Origin of the sequence: Paracoccus mangrovi, assembly GCF_042648425.1 — a bacterium.
Classification (GTDB): domain Bacteria; phylum Pseudomonadota; class Alphaproteobacteria; order Rhodobacterales; family Rhodobacteraceae; genus Paracoccus; species Paracoccus mangrovi.
The window spans coordinates 243,907-265,857 of record NZ_JBHRXJ010000003.1 but is presented as its reverse complement, the minus strand read 5'-3'; the positions used below and the strand labels follow the sequence as shown (position 1 = coordinate 265,857).

Annotated in this window: 21 protein-coding genes; 14 read left to right on the top strand and 7 right to left on the bottom strand. The window is 66.9% G+C overall.

The window, feature by feature from the left end; genetic code table 11:
* Window positions 1-52 precede the first annotated feature (52 nt).
* A complete protein-coding gene (locus tag ACFOMH_RS05935; protein WP_377743243.1) occupies window positions 53-3,259 on the bottom strand; it encodes an efflux RND transporter permease subunit in 3,207 nt (1,068 codons plus the stop codon).
* A gap of 2 nt (window positions 3,260-3,261) precedes the next feature.
* Window positions 3,262-4,434 (bottom strand): efflux RND transporter periplasmic adaptor subunit, encoded by a 1,173-nt coding sequence (locus ACFOMH_RS05930; protein WP_374423565.1) that lies wholly within the window; start codon window positions 4,432-4,434, stop codon window positions 3,262-3,264.
* 374 nt (window positions 4,435-4,808) lie between these two features.
* Between ACFOMH_RS05930 and ACFOMH_RS05925 the strand changes: the two genes are divergently transcribed.
* The 3 genes from ACFOMH_RS05925 (at window position 4,809) to ACFOMH_RS05915 (ending at window position 7,428) form a co-directional block, all read left to right on the top strand.
* Window positions 4,809-5,237, top strand: coding sequence for a hypothetical protein (locus ACFOMH_RS05925; protein WP_377743241.1), 429 nt, complete (start codon window positions 4,809-4,811; stop codon window positions 5,235-5,237).
* An 86-nt stretch (window positions 5,238-5,323) separates the two neighbouring features.
* On the top strand, window positions 5,324-6,829 hold the full coding sequence (locus ACFOMH_RS05920) for a multicopper oxidase family protein (RefSeq protein ID WP_377743239.1): 1,506 nt from the start codon (window positions 5,324-5,326) through the stop codon (window positions 6,827-6,829).
* A gap of 98 nt (window positions 6,830-6,927) precedes the next feature.
* Complete coding sequence (locus ACFOMH_RS05915; protein WP_377743237.1) at window positions 6,928-7,428, top strand: DUF411 domain-containing protein; 501 nt, start codon at window positions 6,928-6,930, stop codon at window positions 7,426-7,428.
* Between the two features lie 19 nt (window positions 7,429-7,447).
* On the opposite strand, the gene ACFOMH_RS05910 is transcribed toward ACFOMH_RS05915, so the two are convergent.
* Window positions 7,448-7,972, bottom strand: a complete 525-nt coding sequence (locus ACFOMH_RS05910; RefSeq protein ID WP_374423573.1) for a cytochrome b/b6 domain-containing protein — start codon at window positions 7,970-7,972, stop codon at window positions 7,448-7,450.
* Complete coding sequence (locus tag ACFOMH_RS05905) at window positions 7,965-8,222, bottom strand: PepSY domain-containing protein (RefSeq protein ID WP_377743235.1); 258 nt, start codon at window positions 8,220-8,222, stop codon at window positions 7,965-7,967. Before ACFOMH_RS05905 ends, ACFOMH_RS05910 begins: the two co-directional genes overlap by 8 nt.
* Window positions 8,223-8,348: 126 nt before the next feature.
* Between ACFOMH_RS05905 and ACFOMH_RS05900 the strand changes: the two genes are divergently transcribed.
* Together ACFOMH_RS05900 and ACFOMH_RS05895 are read left to right on the top strand one after the other, a co-directional pair.
* Window positions 8,349-9,002 carry a response regulator gene (locus ACFOMH_RS05900; RefSeq protein WP_374423577.1) on the top strand — a complete coding sequence of 218 codons (654 nt, stop codon included), beginning with the start codon at window positions 8,349-8,351 and terminating at the stop codon, window positions 9,000-9,002.
* A complete protein-coding gene (locus ACFOMH_RS05895; RefSeq protein ID WP_377743234.1) occupies window positions 8,999-10,267 on the top strand; it encodes a histidine kinase dimerization/phospho-acceptor domain-containing protein in 1,269 nt (422 codons plus the stop codon). Before ACFOMH_RS05900 ends, ACFOMH_RS05895 begins: the two co-directional genes overlap by 4 nt.
* Before the next feature lie 32 nt (window positions 10,268-10,299).
* On the opposite strand, the gene ACFOMH_RS05890 is transcribed toward ACFOMH_RS05895, so the two are convergent.
* Together ACFOMH_RS05890 and ACFOMH_RS05885 are read right to left on the bottom strand one after the other, a co-directional pair.
* Window positions 10,300-11,658, bottom strand: a complete 1,359-nt coding sequence (locus ACFOMH_RS05890; protein ID WP_374423581.1) for an ATP-binding protein — start codon at window positions 11,656-11,658, stop codon at window positions 10,300-10,302.
* Window positions 11,655-12,320 carry a response regulator gene (locus ACFOMH_RS05885; RefSeq protein WP_377743232.1) on the bottom strand — a complete coding sequence of 222 codons (666 nt, stop codon included), beginning with the start codon at window positions 12,318-12,320 and terminating at the stop codon, window positions 11,655-11,657. Before ACFOMH_RS05885 ends, ACFOMH_RS05890 begins: the two co-directional genes overlap by 4 nt.
* Window positions 12,321-12,433: 113 nt before the next feature.
* Between ACFOMH_RS05885 and dsbD the strand changes: the two genes are divergently transcribed.
* From dsbD to ACFOMH_RS05865, 4 genes are read left to right on the top strand one after another with little or no spacing between them, the layout of a single operon-like run.
* A complete protein-coding gene (dsbD, locus tag ACFOMH_RS05880) occupies window positions 12,434-14,329 on the top strand; it encodes a protein-disulfide reductase DsbD (RefSeq protein WP_377743230.1) in 1,896 nt (631 codons plus the stop codon).
* The gene (locus tag ACFOMH_RS05875) at window positions 14,329-15,129 is read left to right on the top strand and encodes a TlpA family protein disulfide reductase (RefSeq protein ID WP_377743228.1); all 801 of its coding nucleotides are present in this window, start codon (window positions 14,329-14,331) and stop codon (window positions 15,127-15,129) included. Before dsbD ends, ACFOMH_RS05875 begins: the two co-directional genes overlap by 1 nt.
* The gene (locus ACFOMH_RS05870) at window positions 15,126-15,914 is read left to right on the top strand and encodes a L,D-transpeptidase (RefSeq protein WP_377743227.1); all 789 of its coding nucleotides are present in this window, start codon (window positions 15,126-15,128) and stop codon (window positions 15,912-15,914) included. The genes ACFOMH_RS05875 and ACFOMH_RS05870 overlap by 4 nt, the downstream gene beginning before the upstream one ends.
* A gap of 14 nt (window positions 15,915-15,928) precedes the next feature.
* Window positions 15,929-16,564, top strand: coding sequence for a DsbA family protein (locus ACFOMH_RS05865; RefSeq protein WP_377743225.1), 636 nt, complete (start codon window positions 15,929-15,931; stop codon window positions 16,562-16,564).
* Window positions 16,565-16,585: 21 nt separating this feature from the next.
* Here the strand turns inward: ACFOMH_RS05865 and ubiG are convergent, their stop codons facing one another.
* A complete protein-coding gene (gene ubiG / locus ACFOMH_RS05860; protein WP_377743223.1) occupies window positions 16,586-17,362 on the bottom strand; it encodes a bifunctional 2-polyprenyl-6-hydroxyphenol methylase/3-demethylubiquinol 3-O-methyltransferase UbiG in 777 nt (258 codons plus the stop codon).
* A gap of 107 nt (window positions 17,363-17,469) precedes the next feature.
* Between ubiG and pip the strand changes: the two genes are divergently transcribed.
* From pip to ACFOMH_RS05835, 5 genes are all read left to right on the top strand, one after another.
* Entirely contained in the window at window positions 17,470-18,393 is a 924-nt protein-coding gene (pip, locus tag ACFOMH_RS05855; protein WP_374423594.1) for a prolyl aminopeptidase, read from the top strand.
* Between the two features lie 24 nt (window positions 18,394-18,417).
* Window positions 18,418-18,867 carry a tryptophan-rich sensory protein TspO gene (gene tspO / locus ACFOMH_RS05850; protein ID WP_377743221.1) on the top strand — a complete coding sequence of 150 codons (450 nt, stop codon included), beginning with the start codon at window positions 18,418-18,420 and terminating at the stop codon, window positions 18,865-18,867.
* Window positions 18,868-19,019: 152 nt separating this feature from the next.
* Window positions 19,020-19,628: a ribosome maturation factor RimP gene (gene rimP, locus ACFOMH_RS05845; RefSeq protein WP_374423597.1), complete on the top strand. Its 609-nt coding sequence runs from the start codon at window positions 19,020-19,022 to the stop codon at window positions 19,626-19,628.
* Window positions 19,629-19,631: 3 nt separating this feature from the next.
* Window positions 19,632-21,311 (top strand): transcription termination factor NusA, encoded by a 1,680-nt coding sequence (nusA, locus tag ACFOMH_RS05840; protein ID WP_374423600.1) that lies wholly within the window; start codon window positions 19,632-19,634, stop codon window positions 21,309-21,311.
* Window positions 21,312-21,326: 15 nt separating this feature from the next.
* Complete coding sequence (locus ACFOMH_RS05835; RefSeq protein WP_377743219.1) at window positions 21,327-21,947, top strand: RNA-binding protein; 621 nt, start codon at window positions 21,327-21,329, stop codon at window positions 21,945-21,947.
* Window positions 21,948-21,951: the final 4 nt, after the last annotated feature.

The following is a 21,951-nucleotide window of genomic DNA, read 5'->3' as shown; positions in this document are numbered from 1 at the left end:
TTTTCCGGGCTTTTTTCCCGGCTTGCGCTTCGGGATCGCGGGATCGGGGGGCCTAGTGCCGGCCGGTTTCCCGGTCCGCCTCTTCGCCCCCCTCCGCCATGGCGGCGACGGGATCGGCGGCGGGATAGACCGGTGGCTTGCCCATCATCGTCTTCACCTTTTCGCGGATCGTCTCGAAGATGACGTAAAGCGCCGGGATCACAAAGATCCCCACCACGGCCGAGGCCAGCATGCCCCCGGCAACCCCCGTGCCCACCGAACGGCGGGTGATCATCGACGCCCCTTCGGCGATGACCAGCGGGATCAGGCCGCCGATAAAGGCAAAGCTGGTCATCATCACCGCGCGGAAACGGTCGCGCGCGCCGCCCATGGCGGCGTCATAGATGGCCTCGCCCTCTTCTCGTCGGGCCTTGGCGAATTCGACGATCAGGATGGCGTTCTTGGCCGCCAGCGCGATCAGCACGACAAAGCCGATCTGGGCATAGATATCCAGCGACAGCCCCGCCACCAACAGCGACAGCAAGGCCCCGCAAACGCCAAAGATCACCGACAAGAGCACCGGAACCGGGATGGTCCAGCTTTCATAAAGCCCGACCAGGAACAGATAGGCGAACAGCACCGCCATCCCGAGGATCATCACCGTCTGGCCCGAGGCCGCCTTTTCCTGCAAGGCGGTGCCGGTCCATTCATAGCCATAACCATCGGGCAGGGCCGCGTTTGCCGTCCGTTCCATCGCCAACAGCGCCGTGCCCGAGGCCACGCCTGCGGCCGGACCGCCATTCAGCTTGGCCGAGCGGGTGTTGTTGTAACGCTCGATCGAGGCCGGGCCGACGGTGTTGCGCACGGTGGCAAAGGCGCTGACCGGCACCATGTCGCCGCTGATCGAACGGACATAGACCCGGCCCAGATCGTCGACCTTGTCGCGATATTCCTCCTCACCCATCAGGTTGACCCGCCAGGTGCGGCCTAACAGGTTGAAGTCATTGACATAAACCTGACCAAAGACACCGCCCAGCGCGGCAAAGACATCGTTCAGTTGCAGCCCCAGCGCGTAAAGCCGCTCGCGGTCGATATCCAGATAAAGCTGCGGACTTTCGGCCGAAAAGGTCGTGTAGACGCCGCTGAGATCGGGGTTCCCGTTCGCCTCAAGCATCAGGCCGCGCGCGGTGGCGGCAAGCTCGGTCGCGGGGCGGCCCTGCCGGTCCAAAAGCTCGAACTCAAAGCCCGAGCCGGTGCCCAGACCCGGAATCGGCGGCACGTTGAAGGGCAGCACCATCGCCTCGCGGATGCCGGCGCCCTGCTGGGCGATGCCGCGGATCCCGGCAAAGACGGAATCCTCGGGCGCGGTCCGTTCTTCGAACGGTTCCATGTCGATGACGGCAAAGGCGGCATTGGACTTGGTGATGCCGTCGATCATCGAAAAGCCGGTGACGCTGGCGACATCCTTGACGCCGGGCAGCTCCATCAGCATTTTCTCGACCCGCGCCTGAACCTCTTGGGTGCGGTTGACCGAGGCGCCATCCGGCAGCCGCGTCTCGACGATAAAGTTGCCCTGATCCTCGTCGGGCAGAAAGCCGCTGGGCACCGCCTTGACCAGCGCCCCGGCCAGCACGAAGCCCAGGATCAACAGCCCGATCCCCAGAATCGCCCGGCGCGCGATGACGCCCGCGATCTTGACATAGCCGCGTCCGGCCGCGTCGATCCGGTTCGAGATCCAGCCAAGGATCCCCTTGCGGTGATGGCCGGTCGCGCTTTGTTTCAACAGGATCGCGCAAAGCGCCGGCGACAGCGTCAGCGCGTTGACCGCCGAAATCACCATCGAGACCGAAACCGTGACCGCGAATTGTCGGAACAGCTCGCCTTGAATGCCGGGAATAAAGGCCACCGGCACGAAGACCGACAAAAGCACCATGGTGATCGCCAGAATGGCGCCGGTGATTTCCGACATCGCGGCATGGCTGGCCTCGGCCGGTGTCATGCCGGGATTTTGCTCCATCTTGGCCTCGACCGCCTCGACGACGACGATGGCGTCATCCACCACGATGCCGATGGCCAGCACCATCGCCAGCATCGACACGGTGTTCAGCGACATCCCCATGGCCAGCATAAAGGCAAAGGTACCGATCAAGGCCACCGGCACCGCGATGATCGGAATGATCGTCGCGCGCCAGCTGCCCAGAAACAGGAACACCACGATGCCGACGATCACAAAGGCCTCGATCAGGGTTTTCTGCACCTCGTGCATGCTGTCGAGCACAAAGACCGAACTGTCGGCCACGGTGGTCATGCCGACGCCCTTGGGCAGGCTGGGCCGCAGCTCTTCGAGCCGCTGTTTCAGCGTGTCGGCCGCGTTCACAAGGTTGCCGCCCGGCGCCAGATAGACCCCGATCATGGTCCCCGGCGCACCGTTGAAGGTGGTGCCGATGCTTTCCACCCGCGCGCCCAGCTCGACCCGCGCGACATCGCCCACGCGCACCACCGAGCCGTCGGAATTGGCGCGGATGATGATCTGTTCGAACTCTGCGGGTTCGGACAGGCGGCCCATGGTCTGCACGTTCAGTTGCAGGACCGGATCGACCTTTTGGGGCTGGCCGCCGACGGTGCCGATGGCGGCCTGTACGTTCTGCGATTGCAGCGCGCCCACCACATCGGCCGGCGTCATGCCGAGCGAGGTCAGCCGGTCGACATCGACATTCACGTTCATCGAGAATTCGTTCAGCGCGAAAATCGTCGCATCGCCCACATCGGGCACGCGCTTGATCGTGTCCAAAAGGTTGATGGTCGCGAAATTGGTCAGCGTTTCGCCGCTGATATCCGGGTCCTCGGCATAAAGCACGACGCCCATCATCAGGTTGGAGGACCGTTTCAGCACGGAAACCCCGGTCTGCCTGACCTCGGCCGGAAGCCGGGGTTCGGCAAGCGAGACACGGTTTTGCACGTTCACCGTCGCAATGTCGGGATCGGTGCCCACCTCAAAGGAAATAGCCAGAATATAGGTGCCGTCCGAACCGGATTTCGACGACATGTAGATCATGTCATCGACGCCCACGACCTGGGTTTCGATGACCTGGGCCACGGCCTGTTCGACCACTTCGGCGCCGGCCCCGGGATAGGCCGCGCGCACCTGCACGACCGGCGGCGCGATTTCGGGATAGCGCTCGACCGGCATCGCGGTGACCGCGATCAGGCCGGCGATGGTCAGCACGATCGAGATGACGCCCGCCAGCCTTGGACGTTTGATGAATACGTCTGAAAGCATGATCAGCCGTCCTTTGCTTCGGGCGTATCGACCGGGGCTGCGGGGGCCGGTTCCGTGGCGGCCGGGTCCACAGAGGCCGGGGCGGGGCTGGCCTCGGCGGCATCGACCTTGATGCCGGGGCGGACCTTGTTGACGCCTTCGGTGATCACCCGCTCGCCCGCGCTCAGGCCCTTGGCGATGACCGCGACATTGCCGCTATCATAGGCGACGGCGATGCGGCGCTGTTCGACCTCGTCGTGATCGTTCACCAGCATCACGAAATCGCCGGTCAGATCGCGCTGCACGGCGCCGATCGGCACGGTCAACACCTCGGCCGCGCTGGATGTGGCAAGCCGTACCCGCACCAGTTCCTCATGCAAAAGCTTGCCCTCGGGATTGGCGAAAGTCGCCCGCAGCCGCACCGAATCGGTATTCGGATTGACCACGCTGTCGACGAAATCCAGAACGCCCAAGCCTTCGTATTCGTCACCATTGGCAAGGATGATGCGGACGGCATCGTCGGCCTTGACCTCGCCAGCCTCAAGCGCCTGCATGGCGTCGCGATATTCGGCCGTGGGGACCAGGAAATTCACATGGATCGGGTCCAGCTTGGTCAGCGTGGCAAGCGCCCCCACCTCGGGACCGACCAGCGCGCCGGGATCGACATTGCGGGTGCCGATGCGACCGGGAAAGGGTGCGGTGATCTCGGTATAGGACAGGTTCAGCTTGGCGGTATCCAGCGCTGCCATGGCCTGTTCGACCGCGCCCTGGGCGCGGCCCAGCGCGGCTTCGGCCGAATCCAGCGCCGCCTGGGCCACGGCCTTGCGCTGAACCAGCTGGGCCTGACGGTCGCGTTCGATGCGCGCATCCACCACCGTCGATTGCGCGGCGGCAAGGTTGCCTTCGGCCTGACGGACGGCGGCGCGGTACTGGTCCGGCTCAATGCGGAACAAAAGCGCCCCCTCTTCGACGGCGGTGCCGGCCCTGAAGCCGACCTCTTCCAGAAAGCCGGGCACCCGCGCGATCAGCTGGATCGACTGATCCGCGTCCAGACGCCCGTTAAAGGTCAGGGTGTTCGAAACCTGTTCGTTGACGGCCGTGGCCACCGTGACCGCCGGAAGCGGCGCATCCTGCGCCAAACCCTGCGCGGCACCGAATGCCAGCGCCACTGTCGCGATTATAGCGAAACTCTTCATAAATTTCCTCTCTCGTTTCTGCTTTCGGCAGCCATGGTCAAAACGCGACGGCGAACGGCAAAAATCGCCCTAGGACGACGTACGCTGGCTGACCGGGGCCGAAGTTCAGCGGGCCGCAATTCCGGTCAGCGCCCCTTCGTATCCGCGTCCCAAAAGACGCAAGCGGTTCTGCCCGGCATTACAGAGCCGCGTCTGACCTCATGTCAACTTGGAACCAAGCGTCATTCCGGCGATGCGGAACGCGCGCGCGTTCCGCGCGGGCCACCCGGGCGCGCCCTGAACGGGACGTGATCGCCTGTTATCGGGGGGCGCTGGCATGTCGCATGGACAAGGCCGGCCACAGGGCCTAGCTTTTCGTCATGGTCCGTTTTGTCATGATGATCCTGACGACGCTGATGCTGAATGTCGTGCCCTTGGCGGCATCGGCGCATGGAATCGGCATGGCGGCCCCCCAGTCCGGGACAATGCAGCCCGGCATGGCCCATTCCGACCGCATGCAGCCCGCCCCCCATACCTTGGACAGCAATGACCCGGGCCCCATGGGCAATCCGGCGCATCCCGCCCCCGATGCCGGCGCGGCGATGCCGACCGCCATGCCGGGATGCTGCGACATGCGGGGGGATAGTTCGGTCGGGACGGCGCTTTGCGACTGGCTTTGCACCGGCGTGGTGGCGGCAACCGCGCCGCATGACACCACCGCCCGGCGGCGGCTGGCGGGTGCGCCGGATGCGCCCGCCCCGCGCTTTCTGGCCGGAATGAGCCCGGCCCCGCACGACCGGCCACCGAACGCACGTCTCATGTGATCTCGCATGCGCCGGCGGGTCCGCCCGCCCGGCGCATATCCCGGATTTCACCAAAGGGGACCTCATGCGTTCCCACGGAGACACCAATGACCGATATTTCCCGCCGCGGCTTTCTTGCCGCCGGCACCGCCATGCTTGCCGCGCAGGCGCTGCCCCGCATCGCCATGGCCCGCCCCGTGCCGATCCCGCTGATCGCCGGCAGCCGGGTTCTGGACATCGACGGCCGCGCCGCCACCGTCTGGGGCCTGACCGGCCCGTTGGGCCAGGGCCTGAGCTTTGATCCGGGCCAGCGATTCGAGGTCAATCTGCGCAACGACCTGCCCGAGCCGACGATCATCCATTGGCACGGCCAGATCCCGCCCAACCGTCAGGACGGCGTTCCCGACATGCCGATGCCGCCGCTGAATACCGGCGAAACGCGCAGCTATGACTATGAGCTGATGCCGGGCACTTATTGGATGCATGCCCATATCCCGATGCATGAAATGCGCCTTTTGGCGGCGCCGCTGATCGTGCGCAGCGCCGATGATATCGCCGCCGACCGGCAAGAGGCGGTGATGTTCCTGCATGATTTTTCCTTCAAGCCACCGCAGGAGGTGATGGAGGAGATCGCAGGCGGGCATGGCGAAACCGCCGCGCCGCAATCGGGCACGACACCGCAATCCGGCATGAACCATGCCATGACCGGCGGCATGATGATGGATCCCGGCATGATGGGTCAGGCCGGAATGCCCGGCATGGATGGCATGCCCGATATGTCAAAGATGGCCGCGATGGCCATGGATCTGAACGATTACGACTGGGACGCCTATCTGGCCAATGACCGCACGCTGAACGATCCAGATGTGATCGCGGTCGATCCCGGCGGGCGGGTCCGCCTGCGCATCGTCAATGCCGCCGCCGCGACCGTGTTCTGGATCGACACCGGCGCGCTTCAGGCGCGGCTGGTGGCGGTGGACGGCCACGCCGTGCAGCCGCTTTCGGGCAACCGCTTCGGCCTTTCCATGGCCCAGCGGATGGATCTGGAAATCGACCTGCCGGCGGGCGGGGGCAGCTGGCCGGTCCTTGCCCTGCGCGAAGGGGGGCGCGAGCGCACGGGCATCGTTCTGGCCACGGCCGGCGCGCAGGTCGCCCGGCTTGCGCCGCTGGCCGATGAGGCGGCGCCAGCCTTCGACACCGATCTTGCACAGGAAGGCCGGCTGATCGCGGCGGCACCGCTGGCCGCGCGGGCGACGCAGCGCCAGCATATGGTGATGCTGGGCGGCTCAATGACGCCCTATCTCTGGACCATCAACGGGCGCAGCTGGGGCGATCACATGCCGCTTGCCGCCAGCTCGGGCGAGCGGGTCGAGATCACCTTTCACAACATGTCGATGATGGCCCATCCCATGCATCTGCACGGGCATGTCTTTCAGGTGGTGGGGCTGAACGGCCAGCGCCTGTCCGGGGCCATGCGCGACACCGTCCATGTCCCGCCGATGGCGATGGTCACCATCGCCATGGATGCGGGCGAGGCCGCGCGCTGGATGCTGCATTGCCATCACATGCCGCATCTTCAGACCGGCATGATGACCGAATTCGCGGTCACCTGATCCGGCGCAAGCCCGGGGCGGCCGGCGTGGCCGGTCGCCCGTATTCAAACCCAAACCTGAACCTGAAACGACCGAAACCATCCCCGAAAGGACAAACCATGTCACATCATCCGCTTTCCCCCACCATGACCCGCCGCGGCATCCTTGGCATGGCGGCCCTGTCGCTGGCGGCGGCCGCGCCGCTTGCGGCGCTGGCGGCCGGCACGGAGAACCTCAACAGCATCCATGTGCTCAAGGATCCGGCCTGCGATTGCTGCACCGCCTGGGTCGACATCCTGCGCTCTGCCGGTTTTACCGCGACGGTCGAACTGGCCGATCCGATGAAGCTTGCGCGGTTCAAGCAACAGGGCGGTATCCCCCAGACGCTGCAATGCTGTCATACCGGTTCGATCGACGGCTATCTGATCGAAGGGCATGTCCCCGTCGCCGACATCCTGCGCCTTCTTGAGGAACGGCCCGATGCCGTCGGTCTGACCGTGCCCGGCATGCCCTGGGGATCGCCCGGCATGGGCCCCGAATCCGAACGCGAGGCCTATGACGTCCTTCTGATCGGGCGCGATGGCGGCACAACGGTGTTTTCTAGCTATCGCGCGGCATAGGGGACGGGATGGCGGCGCGTCAGCGCCGCTTCATCCCGGTGATCATGGACCGCACCAGGTTTTCGCCATGGCGCCGGCTTTCGAAAATCACGCCCCCGACATGAAAGGCCACCAGCACAAGGATCAGAATCGCCAGCGATTCGTGCAGATCCTCCATCCGCTGCGATCCCCAGAACGCATCGGTGGTCTGTAACCAGCCGGTCAGCGCGGTGGCCGCGGTGACCGTCAAAAGCATCACGATCATTGCGCCCCCGGCCGGGTTATGGCCCAGATAACGCCGTTCGCGGCCATGCAGCAGATCGCCCAGATAGGCGATGACCGCGCGCGGACCGCGCACGAAATCGGAAAACCGCGCGTGCCCGGGACCCAAAAAGCCCCAGAGCACGCGCAGCCCGATCAGCGCTGCGACCAGATATCCGCTCCATTCGTGTACCCACTTGACCCCATCCGCGGTCACCCAGGCCAGCGCGATCAGCGCCGCCTGCGACCAGTGAAAGGCCCGGACGAACGGGTCCCAGACGCGGATCAGCCCGGGCTCAGTCATCGGTGCCTACGGCCTCGAAGCTGAGGGGATCGAAAAACACCTCGACGCGCTTGCCGGTCTCGTCCTTGGCGTAAACCTCGTAACAGCCATCCTCGGTCTTGACGTTGCTGATGGTCCAGCCCTTGGCGGTCAGCTGGGTTTTCAGCTCTTCGACGGGGCGCCATTGATCCTGCGGGACGTTGCACATCTCTTTGGCGACGGCCGGCAGGGCGAAGGTGACGGCCAGTGCCGCAATACCGATGAAACGCATCTGATTCTCCTGATGAAATGCCATTGGATGGGACGGTTCTGACGCGGCAAGCTTGCAACAGGCTTACGGGCGGGCGCCCGACGGGACGGCTTGCGCATGCCGCCGCCGAAGGCCATGTTGGCCGCGATGCGTATCCTGATTGTCGAAGACACCGCCGACCTGAGCGACGCCGTCCAGCGCCATCTGCGCGGACAGGGTCATGCCGTCGATTGCGCCGCCACCCGCGACGAGGCCGAGGCGGCATGGGACGTCACCGAATATGACGCGGTGCTGTTGGATCTGGGCCTGCCGGACGGGTCGGGGTTGCAGCTTTTGCGCGCGCGCCGGGCGCGGGGCGACCGCACGCCGGTGCTGATCGCCACCGCGCGCGACCAGATCAGCGACCGCATCGCCGGGCTGGATGCGGGGGCCGACGACTATGTGGTCAAACCCTATGATCTGGACGAGCTGGCGGCGCGGCTGCGCGCCCATGCCCGCCGCGCCGGCGGCGATCCGGCCGCGCAGGTTTCGCTGGGCGAATTTCGCATGGACCGGGCCGGCGGCCGGCTGTTTCTGGGCCAGGAGGAAATCCGCCTGACCTCGCGCGAATGGGCGGTGCTGGACGCGCTGGTCGGCGCGCGCGGCCGGGTGCTGTCGCGACAGGCGCTCGAGGAACGGCTATACGCCTTTGACGACGAAATCGCCGGCAACGCGGTCGAGGTCTATGTCTCGCGCCTGCGCGCCAAGCTGGGCGCCGAGGTGATCGAAACCCGGCGCGGTCTGGGCTATCTGGTGCCATGACCGCCGTGCCGCCGCCCCCGGCCGCCGCATCGTGGTCGCTGCGCGGGCGGCTGACGCGCCGGGTGCTGATCGCGGTCAGTCTTGGCTGGCTCGCCAGTCTTGTCATCGGCATGCTGGTCGTCATCCATGAAACCAACGAATTGCTGGACGACACGCTGAAAACGCAGGCGCGGCTGACCTTGAAGATGCTGCGCGACGGCGGCAGGCTGCCGGCCGAGGATGACGATCTGCCGCTGCGCATCATCACCCCCCAGGGCATCGACCGCCAGGCGCCCTGGCCCGCGCTGGACCATGACGGCGCCAACGAGGCCGAGGGCTGGCACGTCTATCGGCTGTCGGATGCGGAACACGGGCTGGTCGTCGAACTGGGCCAGCCGGCCGCCACCCGCTGGAAGGAAATCCGCGAGGCGGCGCGGGCGCTTTTGCTGTTGATGATGCCGACGCTGGCGCTGGTTCTGGTGCTGTTGCGCCGGACGGTGACCACATCGCTTGCCCCGGCGCTGCGCTATGCGCATGAACTGGACACGCGCCCGGCCGGCGATACCTCGCCCTTGCCCACCGCGGTCGATCTGCCGCGCGAGCTGCGGCCGATCCCAAAGGCGCTGAACAGCTATCTGCAACGCATCGAGGCGCTGTTGCAATCGGAACGCCAGTTCGCCGCCAATGCGGCACATGAGCTGCGCACCCCCCTGGCCGCCGCCTCGGCGCAGGCACAGCTGATCGCCGCCGGCACCGCCGATCCCGAGGCGGCCCGGCGCCTGACCCAGGCTTTGCAACGTCTCGCCCTGCTGGTCGAGCGGCTGTTGCAGCTGTCGCGCGCCGAGGCCGGGATCGGCAGCGCCGGCACCTGTGACCTGATCCGCGTGATCCGCCTGTTGATGGCCGATCACGACGGCGCGCATATCCTGTTCGACGATGCCGATTGCGACCGCGCAAAGGCCGGTGTCGATGCGGATGTGGCGGCGCTGATTCTGGGCAATCTGCTGCGCAATGCCATCGACCACGGCACCGGTCAGGTCACGGTGCGGCTGCGCCCGGAAACCGGGGTGGTGATCCAGAACCGCGTTGCCCCCGACGCCGCCTTTCATCCGGGCCGGTTCGAAAAATCGCCCAGATCCAGTGGCGCGGGGCTGGGGCTGGTCATTGTCGAAAGCCTGGCGCGGTCGAACGATGTCACGCTGGATTTCGCCATCGCGGACGGGCTCGCCACCGTGTGCGTGGGCTTTCCGCCGCCGCGTCACGTCACCCCCGCCGGGCAGGACTGAACAGGGCGGGCGGGACCGGAACCCGCCCCCGATCACCCCGCCGGCAGGTCCAGTTCGACCGTCTCGCCACCGCCGGGACGGGGGCGCAGATGCAACCGCCCGCCCATGCGCAAGGCCGCCTCTTCGACGATGGCAAGACCCAGCCCGCTGCCCGAAGGGCCGCCATGCGCCCCGCGATAAAAGCGCTCGGTGACGCGCGGGCGGTCGGCCCCGGCAATGCCGGGACCGCGATCGGCGACCCGGAACAGCGCCCGCCCCCCCTGACAACGCAGCGTGATTTCGACCGCCGATCCGGGCGGCGCGGCGTTCAATGCGTTCTCGACGATATTGCGCATCGCCGAACCCAGCAGCGCCGCCTGTCCGGTCACCCAGCCGCCGCATTCCAGCGCCGGCTGCAAGGCGATGCCGCGCGCCGCCGCCAGCGGCGCCAGATCGCGCAACAGATCCGTCAGCACCAGCGCGGCGGCGGCCGGCGCGGCCTCGACCTCGGCGGATTCGATGGCCGCCATATCCAGAAGCTGGCGCACCATGCGGTCGGTACGCCCCACCCCCTGCGCCAGCTGCGCCAGCGCATGCCGCCGCGTCGCCTCGTCCGGGGCGATGGCGGCGATCTGGGCCTGTGTCTTCAACCCGGCCAGCGGCGTTTTCAGCTCATGCGCGGCAAAGGCGGTAAAGTTGCGTTCCCGCGCGCGCGCCTGGGCCACGCGCTGGAACAGCCCGTTCAGCGCCGCGATCATCGGGCGCAATTCGCGCGGCGCGCGGGAATCGGGCAACTGGCCCAGATCGCTGGCCGGGCGCGCCGTCAATTCCGCCGCCATCCGGTCCAGAGGCTGCAACCCGCGCCCCAGCGACCACCAGATCAGCCCGGCCAGAAACGGCAGCGCCAGAAGCGCCGGGATCAAAAGGCCAAAGGTCACCCGGTTGACCAGCCCCTCGCGCACCGAAAGCGCATCGCCGACCATGACCCGCACGCCCAGATCCCGGTCGATCAGGCTATAGACGCGCCATGTCTCATTGCCGGCGACGGTCTGGCTGAAGCCTTCGGCCTCTTCGCCGGCCAGCCGGGCGTCGGGGGCGCCGGCGGAATTGCTGATCAGCCGGCCGTCCAGCCCCCAGACCTGACAGGACAGCTGTCGCCCGTAATCATAGCTGCCGATCATCGGCAGGTCCGGCGCGCCGCCCTGCGTCGCGATATCGGCCAGCGTGGCCGGATCGATATCGCCCCGCGCCAAAAGCGATGCGACCATATGCGCCGCCTCTTCCAGCCGGCGGTCGAGCACCCGCCCCACCTCGGCCCGCGATGTCCATTGCAGCCAGATCACCGCCGACAGCCACACCACCCCCGTCGCCGCCAAAAGGATCAGGAACAGACGCATGCGGATCGAGCTCATGACCGGGTCGCCGCCAGCCGATAGCCGGCGCCGCGCACCGTCTGGATGAACCCCGCGCCCAGCTTGGCGCGCAGATTGTGGACATGGACCTCGATCGTGTTGCTTTCGACCTCTTCCTGCCAGCCATAGATGCGCTCTTCCAGCTGGGGCTTGCCAAGGATCGCGCCGGGGCGTTCCATCAGCGCCTGAAGAATGGTGAATTCGCGCGGCGAGAATCCGATTTCGCGGCCGTCGCGGGTGCCGTGCATGCGGGCCGGGTCCAGCCGCAGCCCGTTCCATTCCATCTGGGCCTCGGCCCGGCCGCCGCCACGGCGCACCAATGCGCGCAGCCGGGCCGCCAGTTCGTCCAGCTCGAAGGGTTTGCCCAGATAGTCGTCGGCCCCCGCATCCAGCCCCGCGACCTTGTCGGCGGTGCGGTCGCGCGCGGTCAGCAACAGCACCGGCAGCGCATCGCCCCGGGCGCGCAATTCCGCCAAAAGATCCAGCCCCGATCCGTCGGGCAGCATCAGATCCAGCACCGCCGCCTGAAATCCGCCGGCGGCCAGCGCCTGTCGGGCATCGGCGCAATCCTCGACCGCCTCGGTCGAAAACCCCGCCAGCCGCAGCCCGACGCTCAGCCCGTCGCGCAGCATCGCGTCATCCTCGACGATCAGCACCCTCACCCCATGCTCTCCTTTTCGTGTCCATCCGGGTGGCGTTTCGCAGTCCCGCCTTAAGCCTGGCTTAAGCCTGGCCCGCGACGGCTGCCCGGCAAACAAGAAAGGCAAGATCGGCAATGGCGGCAAGGCTTTGGATCATCACGCTGGCGTGGGTGCTGGCGGCACCGGCATGGGCGCAGGGGTTTTTCGTCTCGGGCGGGGCGCAGCCGCTGGACCCGCGCGAGGCGTTCCAGATGCGGGTTCTGGACCCCGAAGGGGACACCCCGCAACTGGGCTGGACCATTGCGCCGGGCTATTACCTGTATCGCGAGAATTTCGAGGCCAAGGGCGCGCAGGGTCAGCCGCTGACGGTTGAAACCCGGCCCGGCAAGATCAAGGACGATCCCGTATTCGGCCGGGTCGAGGTTTATTACGACAGCGCCCGGATCGCCCTTCCCGGTGCCTCCGGCCCGGTCGAAATCACCTGGCAGGGCTGTCAGGAGGACGGCATCTGCTATCAGCCGGTGACCGAGACCGTCGAGCTGCCGGCCATTGCCGCGCCCTCTGCCAAGACCGGCACAACCGGCCCGGACGCCACCTATGCCAATCTCGGCAAGCCGGGCCCCGCCAATCTGACATCCGCCAATCAGGACGGCGCCAACCCGGATGCCGCCACGCCGGGCGCCGCCGCGCCGGACGCCATGACGACGGATGCCACGGTGCCGGATGCCCCCGCCACCCCCAGCCTGACGCTGGAACGCGATTCCGGGCTGGGCGGGTTGGCCGCCAAGGGCACGGGCTGGGTGCTGCTGGCCTATCTGGGTTTCGGGCTTTTGCTGGCCTTTACGCCCTGCACCTTCCCGATGCTGCCGATCCTTCTGGGCATGTTGACGCGGCGGGGCGAGACCCTGCGCCCCGCCCGGGGCGCGGCGCTTTCGGGGGTCTATGTGCTCGCCATGGCCTCGGCCTTTGCGGTGATGGGCGCCTTCGCCGGCTGGTCGGGGCAGAACCTTCAGATCGCGCTGCAATCGCCCTGGGCCATCGGCACGCTGGCGGTCCTGTTCGTGCTGCTTGCGCTGCCGGGGCTGGGGCTTTTTCAGCTGCAACTGCCAGCCGCGATCTCGCAGCGCGTGGCGCGCATGCAGGGGCGGCGCGGCTCGCTTGGCGGGGCGGCGGCTCTGGGCTTTGGCTCGGCGCTGATCGTGGGGCCTTGCGTGACCGCGCCGCTGGCCGGAGCGCTGCTTTATATCGCGCAAAGCGGCGATGTGGCCTTGGGTGCGGCGGCGCTTTTCGCGCTGGGGCTGGGACAGGGGATTCCGCTGTTTCTGGCCGGCAGTTTCGGCGCCGCCCTGTTGCCCAAGGCGGGACCGTGGATGGCCCGCGTGCAGCCGCTTTTCGCGGCGGTGTTTCTGGCGATGGCCATCTGGCTGGCCGGGCGCATCCTGCCCGAGGCGGTGACCATGGCGCTTTGGGCGCTGCTCTTGATCGGGCTGGCCGTGCATCTGGGCGCGCTGGACGCGGCGGGCCGGCCGATCCTGCGCACGCTGGGGGTGGCGGCGCTGGTCGCGGGGCTGTTGCAGGCCGTGGGTGCCGCCATGGGCACCGGCGATCCGCTGCGGCCGCTGGCCGGTCTGGGCGGCGGCGGCATCGCCACCGCGACGGCCACGCCGGTCTTTGCCAGCGCGGCTTCGGTCGACGAGCTGAATCGCGCGCTGGCCAATGCCGGCGACCGCCCGGCGATGATCTATGTCACCGCCGATTGGTGCGTGATCTGTCGCGGCATCGAACGCAATGTGCTGACCGATCCGCAGGTCACCGCCGCGCTGGACGGGATCACCCGCATCAAGGCCGATCTCAGCGACCCCGATCCCGCGCTGAACGCGCTCATGGATGAGCTGGGCGTCGCGGGTCCGCCGACGATGATCTTTCTGGACCGCACCCGGCACGAGGCCCCGGACAGCCGTCTGATCGGCACCATCTCGGCGCAAGAGCTGTTGCAATCGGTGAATGCGGCCTCGGCCGGGGCGGGCTGATGCAGGGGGTCAGCCTTGGGCCGCTGGTGCTGGCCGCCGATCGCGCGGCGGTGCTGGCCGGATTGGCCGTACTGTTGATCCTGACCGGCATTCTGGGCCGCAGGCGCCCGGCGCTGGCCAGTTGGGGAACGAGCGCCGCGCTGGTGGCGGCGCTGGCCGCGCGGACGGGACATGTCGCGGGCAACTGGGCGGTCTATGCCAAGGCGCCGCTGACCATCCCGGCCTTTTGGCAGGGGGGCTTTGCCCCTTGGGCCGGGGTGGCGGGGTTCGCGCTGGTTTCGGCGCTGTATCTGCGCCGGGATCGCGGGCTGGCGCTGCCCGGGGCGCTGTCTTTGGGGGCGGCGCTGGGGACCGGGATGCTGATCCAGCTCTTGGTCGAAACCGGCGCGACCAGCCTGCCCCGCGATGTCGCGCTGCGCGATCTGAACGGGCGCGCGGTGGCGGCCGAAAGCTGGGCGCAGGGGCCGATGGTCTTGAACCTCTGGGCCAGCTGGTGCCCGCCCTGCCGCCGCGAAATGCCGATGATGGTGGATGAGGCCGCCCGCGCCGGGGACGTGCGCTATGTCTTTGCCAATCAGGGCGAAGGCGATGCGGTGATCCGCGATTTCCTGTCGCGCGAGGGGCTGGTCATGGCGCCGCTCATGGATCCGGGCAGCGCGCTGATGCGCCATTTCGGCGCGCCGGGCCTGCCCGCGACGCTGTTCATCGACGCCCGGGGACAGCTGATCCACGCCCGGCTGGGCGAAATCTCGCGCGCCGAGCTGCGCGCCCGTACCGACGCTTTGAAAGGACTGGAATGATGCGATCCCTGACCCGTCGGAAGGCGCTGGCGCTTGTGCTGGCGTCGGCCGCCTGTGCCAAGGCGCCCGCGCCGCAACAGCCCCCCGCCCCGAAACCGGCGGTCCCGCCCGAGGTGCTGGCCATGTATGCCGCAACCGAGGATGGCGGCTTTCACGTCGCCGCCATCGACCCGAAATACCTGACCCCCCGCAATATCCGGCAAGAGGTCGATTACTGGACCGACGCGCCGCCCGGCAGCATCGTGGTCGATCCGTGGCTGCGCTTTCTGTATCTGATCCAGCCGGGCAACCGCGCGCTGCGCTATGGCGTGGCCGTGGGCGATGAGGGTCGCGCCTTTTCCGGCAGCGCCCATATCCCCTATTCCCGGAACTGGCCCAGCTGGCGCCCGACCGAAAACATGATCATGGACCAGCCCGAAACCTATGGTCCCTTGCGCGCCGGGCTTCCCGGCGGGCCGGGCAACCCCCTGGGCGCGCGGGCGCTGTATCTGCACCGGGGCAACAAGGACACCTTTTATCGCATCCATGGCACCATGGACCCGGCCTCGATCGGACAGGCGACCTCGGCCGGGTGCATCCGGCTGTTCAATCAGGACGCGATCGACCTTGAACGGCGGGTCCGGTCCGGGGCGCGGGTGGTGGTGCTGGAACAGCACGAGGCCGGCCGCGGCACCGTGCCGCCGGGCACGCTGTTGCCGCCGCCGCCCCAACAGATCGCGCCGCCGGCAATTGCCCCCGAACAGATCGCCGGCGGCACGGCCGCGCCCGGCAATCGCCAGATATGAAAAGGATCCCCGCCATGATCACCCCGAACCGACGCGACACCCTGAGCCTGGGTCTGACATTGGGCGCGGGGGCCGGCCTGTTGCTGGTCAGCCCGGCCAAGGCAAAGACCGGCGCATCCGGCCCCGATCCGCGCGACCTGACCCATGACCCCGATCAGCCGGTTCTGGGCAATCCCGATGGCGACGTGACCTTGGTCGAGTTCTTTGACTATCAATGCCCCTATTGCCGGCAATCGCATCCGGCAACGATGGATTTCGTCGCCGCCGACGGCAATCTCAGGCTGGTGTTGCGGGACTGGCCGATCTTTGGGCCGGTTTCGGACCGGGCGGTGATGGTGGCGCTTGGCGCGGTGGCGCTGGGGAAATATCCCCAGACCGTCGACGCGATGATGGCGCTCGGCGGCCGCCGGCTGAGCGATGCCGATATCGACGGCGCGGCCGCCGCCGCAGGCCTGACGCCCGAGGCCGCGCTGCGCAGTTTTCAGAACGATTATGACAAATGGACCGCGCTGGTCGGCCGCAATATGGGCATGGCCCAGATGCTGGGCCTGAACGGCACGCCCTCATATGTGGTCGGGCGCGACCTGTTCCCAGGGGTCACGCCCATCCCGGTGCTGAAGCGCGCGGTCGAGGCCGCGCGCAAGGGTTAGGCCGGCCCAGGGGGCGGCCCGTCACGCCGGGTCGTCCCCGCGCAGCGCCGACAGCATATAGTTCACCGACAGGTCGCGATGCGACAGCGACCAGCTCCAGCCCAGCGGGTTGAAGACCATGCCGCAGCGGTCGACGACGCTCAGCCCGGATGCCTCGGCCATGCCGGCCAGTTCGTCGGGGGTGATGAAACGGTGCCAATCATGCGTGCCCTTGGGCAACCAGCGCATCACCCATTCCGCGCCGATGATCGCGGCGGCAAAGCTTTTCGCGGTGCGGTTCAGCGTCGAAGCGATCAGCATCCCGCCCGGCACCACCAGATCGCGGCAGGTGGCGATGAATGCGGGCGGATCGGCGACATGCTCGACGATTTCCAGCGCCATCACCACGTCGAAACGGCGGCCCTCGGCGGCCAATGCCTCGGCGGTGGTGGCAAGATAGTCGATCTCGAGCCCCTGTTCCTCGGCATGCAGGCGGGCGACGGCGATATTGCCGCTGGCCGCGTCGGCCCCGGTGACGGTGGCGCCCAGCCGCGCCATCGGCTCGGCCATCAGCCCGCCGCCACAGCCGATATCCAGAATGCGCAACCCCTGAAACGGCAGCGCGCCGGCCCGGTCGCGGCCGAATTGCGCGGAAATCTGCGCACAGACATATTCCAGCCGGGTCGGGTTAAGCATGTGCAAGGGCTTGAATTTGCCCTGCGGATCCCACCATTCGGCGGCCATGGCCTGAAACTTGGCGACCTCGGCGGGGTCGATGCTGCTGGGGGCCGCGGCTGGGGCGGCTGCTCTTTCGGTCATGTGCCGTCCTTCTTATGGCGGGCGCGTGCGAGCCGTTATATAGTGATTTCATGGACAGATTGGCAGAGCAAATCGGCGGCAGGACGTCGCATGGCAGGCTGCACCCGATGGTCGAACCCTACGACCGCCGGACGGTCGAGGTCGGCGACGGCCATCATCTGCATGTCGAGCAAAGCGGCAATCCCGACGGCGTGCCGGTGATCGTGCTGCATGGCGGTCCGGGCGGCGGTTGCAGCCCGTATATGCGGCGCTTTTTCGACCCCGCGCATTACCGCGCGATTCTGTTCGATCAACGCGGCTGTGGCCGGTCGCGCCCGCATGCCGAGGTGACGGCCAATACCACCGCGCATCTGATCGCCGATATCGAGCATCTGCGCCGCCTTCTGGGCGTGGAACGCGCCATGCTGTTCGGCGGCAGCTGGGGCGCCACGCTGGCCCTTGCCTATGCCCAGGCCCATCCCGAAAGGGTGGCCGCGATGGCCCTGCGCGGGGTGTTTCTGGGCCGCAAAAGCGAGCTGGACTGGTTTTACGGCGGCGGCGCGGCGCAGTTCTTTCCCGACCGCTGGGCCGAATTTCAGGCCCCGATCCCGGTCGAGGAACGCGGCGACATGATCGCCGCCTATCACCGCCGCCTGTTCAGCGGCGATCCGGCGCAAGAGGCGCGATTCGCCCTGCCCTGGCTGATCTGGGAAAACGCGCTGGCCGGGCTGGAAATCGCCGGCCCCGGTCATGCGCCGGCCGAATATGCCCGCGCCTTTGCCCGGCTGGAAAACCACTATTTCGCCCATGGTTGTTTCCTTGAGGACGGCCAGCTTTTGCGCGACCGCCCCCGCATCGAACATATCCCCGCCGTGATCGTGCAGGGCCGCTATGACATGGTCTGCCCGCCCATCTCGGCCTGGGAACTGGCCGATGGCTGGGACCGCGCCGAATTGCGGCTGGTCCCCGCATCGGGCCATGCGCTAAGCGAGCCGCGAATCGGTGCGGAACTGGTTCGGGCAATGGATGGTTTCCGTGATATCCGGCCTTGACCGGGATCAGAAACGGGAAACCAGATGATATTCGCCATTCTGCTTTTGGCTTGCGCGGCCGCCGGCGCGACGGGGGTGCTGTTCCAGCCCGGCGCCTGGTATCGCGGCTTGCGCAAACCGGGCTTCACGCCGCCGGACTGGGTGTTTCCGGTCGCCTGGACCACGCTTTACGTCCTGATCGCATGGGCCGGCGCGCGGCTGGCGGGCCTGCCCGGCGCGGGCGTCGCGATGGCGCTTTGGGCGGCGCAGATCGCGTTGAACACCTTGTGGACGCCGGTTTTTTTCGGCGCGCACCGGCCCGGGCTGGGCATGGCGGTGCTGGCGATGCTGTGGCTGGTCGTGGCCGCATTGATCCTTGCGGCGTTTCGGCTGGACATGGTTGCGGGGCTGATGCTGCTGCCCTATCTGATCTGGCTCAGCCTTGCGGCGGCACTGAATTTCCGCATTTGGCGCGACAATCCCGGGCCGGCCTAGACGGCCCGGATTGCCCCGCCCGCTGCTTTCCCTTGCATTCGCCGTGAAACGGTCCTATATGGCGTTCAACAGCGGTGCAGGCCTCCACAACCTGCCCACCGGGACTACGTACGGGCCGCGAGGGCCCGTTTTTTGTATTTGGGATAGCGATTATGACCGACCTCATCGCCAAGACCGCCATCGACCGGCGTCTGGCCGAGATCATCGGACCGGTGATCGAGGATCTGGGCTTTGAACTGGTGCGCATCCGCTTGCAGGGCGGCAAGACCGCGACGCTTCAGATCATGGCCGACCGGCCCGATGGCGGCATCAATGTCGACGATTGCGCCGATATCTCGACCGCGGTCAGCGCGGTTCTGGATGTCGAGGACCCGATCGAGGACAACTATCACCTGGAAGTCAGCAGCCCCGGCATCGACCGGCCGCTGACCCGGATGAAGGATTTCGCGACCTTCGAAGGCTACGAAGTCCGGCTTGAAACCAACCAGCCCATCGACGGGCGCAAGCGCTTCAAGGGCGTGCTGGCCGGGGTTGAGGGGGACGAGGTCCTGCTCAATATCGAAGAGGCGGGCGAGGTCCAGACCATCGGACTTAATTTCGACTGGCTGGCCGATGCCAAGCTGGTCCTGACCGACGACCTGATCGCGGAAATGCTGCGACAGAAAAAAGACGCGGGCGTGCAGATCGAAAATCTGGACGAATCCGCCTTTGACGAGATCGAAACGGAATCCGGCGACACGAACGCCGACGCGAAGGAGTGAGGAATGGCCATCACCTCTGCCAACCAGCTTGAGCTTCTCCAGACCGCCGAGGCGGTCGCCCGCGAGAAGATGATCGACCCCGATCTGGTGATCGAGGCGATGGAGGACAGCCTGGCCCGCGCCGCCAAGTCCCGCTATGGCAGCGAAATGGACATCCGCGTCCATATCGACCGCAAGACCGGCAACGCCACCTTTACCCGCGTCCGCACCGTGGTCGAGGACGAAGAGGTCGAGAATTATCAGGCCCAGTTCACCATCCAGCAGGCTCTGCCCTATTTCGAGGCCCGCAAGGGCGCCGACAGCTATTGGAGCCGCGAAGGCGCGCTGATCGACGATTTTTCCGGCAAGCCGCAGATCGGCGACGTGTTCCAGGAACAGGTGCCGCCGGTCGAGCTGGGCCGCATCGCCGCGCAATCGGCCAAGCAGGTCATCCTGCAACGCGTCCGCGAGGCCGAGCGTGACCGCCAGTACGAGGAATTCAAGGACCGCGCCGGCACCATCATCAACGGCGTCGTCAAGCGCGAGGAATATGGCAACATCATCGTGGATGTCGGCCGTGGCGAGGCGATCCTGCGCCGCAACGAAAAGATCGGCCGCGAAAGCTATCGCCCGAACGACCGCATCCGCGCCTATGTGAAAGACGTGCGCCGCGAAACCCGCGGCCCGCAGATCTTCCTGTCGCGCACCGATCCGCAGTTCATGGCCGAGCTGTTCAAGATGGAAGTGCCGGAAATCTATGACAATGTCATTGAAATCAAGGCCGTCGCCCGTGACCCGGGTTCGCGCGCCAAGATCGCCGTCATCAGCTATGACAACTCGATCGACCCGGTCGGCGCCTGCGTCGGTATGCGCGGCTCGCGCGTTCAGGCCGTGGTGGGCGAGCTTCAGGGCGAAAAGATCGACATCATCCCGTGGTCGGACGATCAGGCGACGTTCCTTGTGAACGCGCTGCAACCGGCCGAGGTGGCGAAAGTCGTCTTTGACGAGGACGCGACCCGGATCGAGGTGGTCGTCCCCGACGAGCAGCTTTCGCTGGCCATCGGCCGGCGCGGCCAGAACGTGCGCCTGGCCAGCCAGCTGACCGGTCTGGATATCGACATCCTGACCGAGGAAGAGGAATCCAAGCGCCGTCAGGCCGAATTCAATGCCCGCACGCAATTGTTCGTGGACGCGCTGGATCTGGACGAATTCTTTGCCCAGCTGCTGGTCGCCGAAGGCTTCACCAATCTGGAAGAGGTCGCCTATGTCGAGGTCGAGGAACTTCTCTCGATCGAAGGCGTTGACGAGGCCACGGCCGAGGAATTGCAGACCCGCGCCCGTGAGCATCTGGAAGCAGCAAACAAGGCCGCGCTGGAAAATGCCCGCGCGCTTGGCGCCGAGGACAGCCTGATCGAATTCGAGGGTCTGACCCCTCAGATGGTCGAGGCGCTGGCCAAGGACGACGTCAAGACGCTTGAGGATTTCGCCACGCTGGCCGATTGGGAAATCGCCGGCGGCTGGACCACGCAGAACGGCCAGCGCATCAAGGACGACGGCGTTCTGGAACCCTTCAACGTCTCGCTTGAGACGGCGCAGGATCTGGTGATGACCGCCCGCGTGATGCTGGGCTGGGTCGACCCGACCGAGATGGAATCGACCGACGAGGCCGAGTCCACCGAAGCAGAACAGGAGGCCGGGGTGTAACGCCCCGGGAGGCTGATGACACGCGGGGGCCGGGAAAAGGACCGCGAGACGCCCGAACGGCGCTGCATCGTCACGGGCGAAACCCAGCCAAAAGCCGGGTTGATCCGCTTTGTCGCGGACCCCGACGGGCAGGTCGTGCCGGATCTGGCGGAAAAGCTGCCGGGACGGGGCTTCTGGGTGGTGGCCGAACGGGCGGCGCTGGACAAGGCGGCGGCCAAGGGCCTGTTCTCGCGCGGGGCAAAGGCGCAGGTTTCGGCCCCGCCCGAGCTTTTGGAACTGATTGAGACCGGGCTTGCGCGGCGTGTCACCGACACGCTGTCGCTGGCCCGAAAGGCGGGGCTGGCGGTGGCCGGTTTCGAAAAGGTCAAGGACTGGCTGGCGGCCGGCAGGGCGCGCGTGCTCTTGCAGGCCAGCGACGGGTCCGACCGCGGCAAAGGCAAGCTTTGGACACCGCCCGGCGGGCGCTGGTTCGGCTGTCTGACCGCATCAGAATTGGGTTTGTCCTTTGGGCGCGATCATGTCATACACAGCGCGCTTGCGCCGGGGGGCCTGACCGACAAATTGATCAGGGACGCGAGCAGACTGACGGGTCTGCGCGGGCATGACGGCGGCGCTTCGGCCGCCGGGAAGGAATGAAGAT

Bases quoted from the DNA above. Each gene is read 5' to 3' on its own strand.
- ACFOMH_RS05935 (WP_377743243.1), bottom strand. From the start codon at position 3,259: ATGCTTTCAGACGTATTCATCAAACGTCCAAGGCTGGCGGGCGTCATC.
- ACFOMH_RS05930 (WP_374423565.1), bottom strand. From the start codon at position 4,434: ATGAAGAGTTTCGCTATAATCGCGACAGTGGCGCTGGCATTCGGTGCC.
- ACFOMH_RS05925 (WP_377743241.1), top strand. From the start codon at position 4,809: ATGATGATCCTGACGACGCTGATGCTGAATGTCGTGCCCTTGGCGGCA.
- ACFOMH_RS05920 (WP_377743239.1), top strand. From the start codon at position 5,324: ATGACCGATATTTCCCGCCGCGGCTTTCTTGCCGCCGGCACCGCCATG.
- ACFOMH_RS05915 (WP_377743237.1), top strand. From the start codon at position 6,928: ATGTCACATCATCCGCTTTCCCCCACCATGACCCGCCGCGGCATCCTT.
- ACFOMH_RS05910 (WP_374423573.1), bottom strand. From the start codon at position 7,972: ATGACTGAGCCCGGGCTGATCCGCGTCTGGGACCCGTTCGTCCGGGCC.
- ACFOMH_RS05905 (WP_377743235.1), bottom strand. From the start codon at position 8,222: ATGCGTTTCATCGGTATTGCGGCACTGGCCGTCACCTTCGCCCTGCCG.
- ACFOMH_RS05900 (WP_374423577.1), top strand. From the start codon at position 8,349: ATGCGTATCCTGATTGTCGAAGACACCGCCGACCTGAGCGACGCCGTC.
- ACFOMH_RS05895 (WP_377743234.1), top strand. From the start codon at position 8,999: ATGACCGCCGTGCCGCCGCCCCCGGCCGCCGCATCGTGGTCGCTGCGC.
- ACFOMH_RS05890 (WP_374423581.1), bottom strand. From the start codon at position 11,658: ATGAGCTCGATCCGCATGCGTCTGTTCCTGATCCTTTTGGCGGCGACG.
- dsbD (WP_377743230.1), top strand. From the start codon at position 12,434: ATGGCGGCAAGGCTTTGGATCATCACGCTGGCGTGGGTGCTGGCGGCA.
- ACFOMH_RS05875 (WP_377743228.1), top strand. From the start codon at position 14,329: ATGCAGGGGGTCAGCCTTGGGCCGCTGGTGCTGGCCGCCGATCGCGCG.
- ACFOMH_RS05870 (WP_377743227.1), top strand. From the start codon at position 15,126: ATGATGCGATCCCTGACCCGTCGGAAGGCGCTGGCGCTTGTGCTGGCG.
- ACFOMH_RS05865 (WP_377743225.1), top strand. From the start codon at position 15,929: ATGATCACCCCGAACCGACGCGACACCCTGAGCCTGGGTCTGACATTG.
- ubiG (WP_377743223.1), bottom strand. From the start codon at position 17,362: ATGACCGAAAGAGCAGCCGCCCCAGCCGCGGCCCCCAGCAGCATCGAC.
- pip (WP_374423594.1), top strand. From the start codon at position 17,470: ATGGTCGAACCCTACGACCGCCGGACGGTCGAGGTCGGCGACGGCCAT.
- tspO (WP_377743221.1), top strand. From the start codon at position 18,418: ATGATATTCGCCATTCTGCTTTTGGCTTGCGCGGCCGCCGGCGCGACG.
- rimP (WP_374423597.1), top strand. From the start codon at position 19,020: ATGACCGACCTCATCGCCAAGACCGCCATCGACCGGCGTCTGGCCGAG.
- nusA (WP_374423600.1), top strand. From the start codon at position 19,632: ATGGCCATCACCTCTGCCAACCAGCTTGAGCTTCTCCAGACCGCCGAG.
- ACFOMH_RS05835 (WP_377743219.1), top strand. From the start codon at position 21,327: ATGACACGCGGGGGCCGGGAAAAGGACCGCGAGACGCCCGAACGGCGC.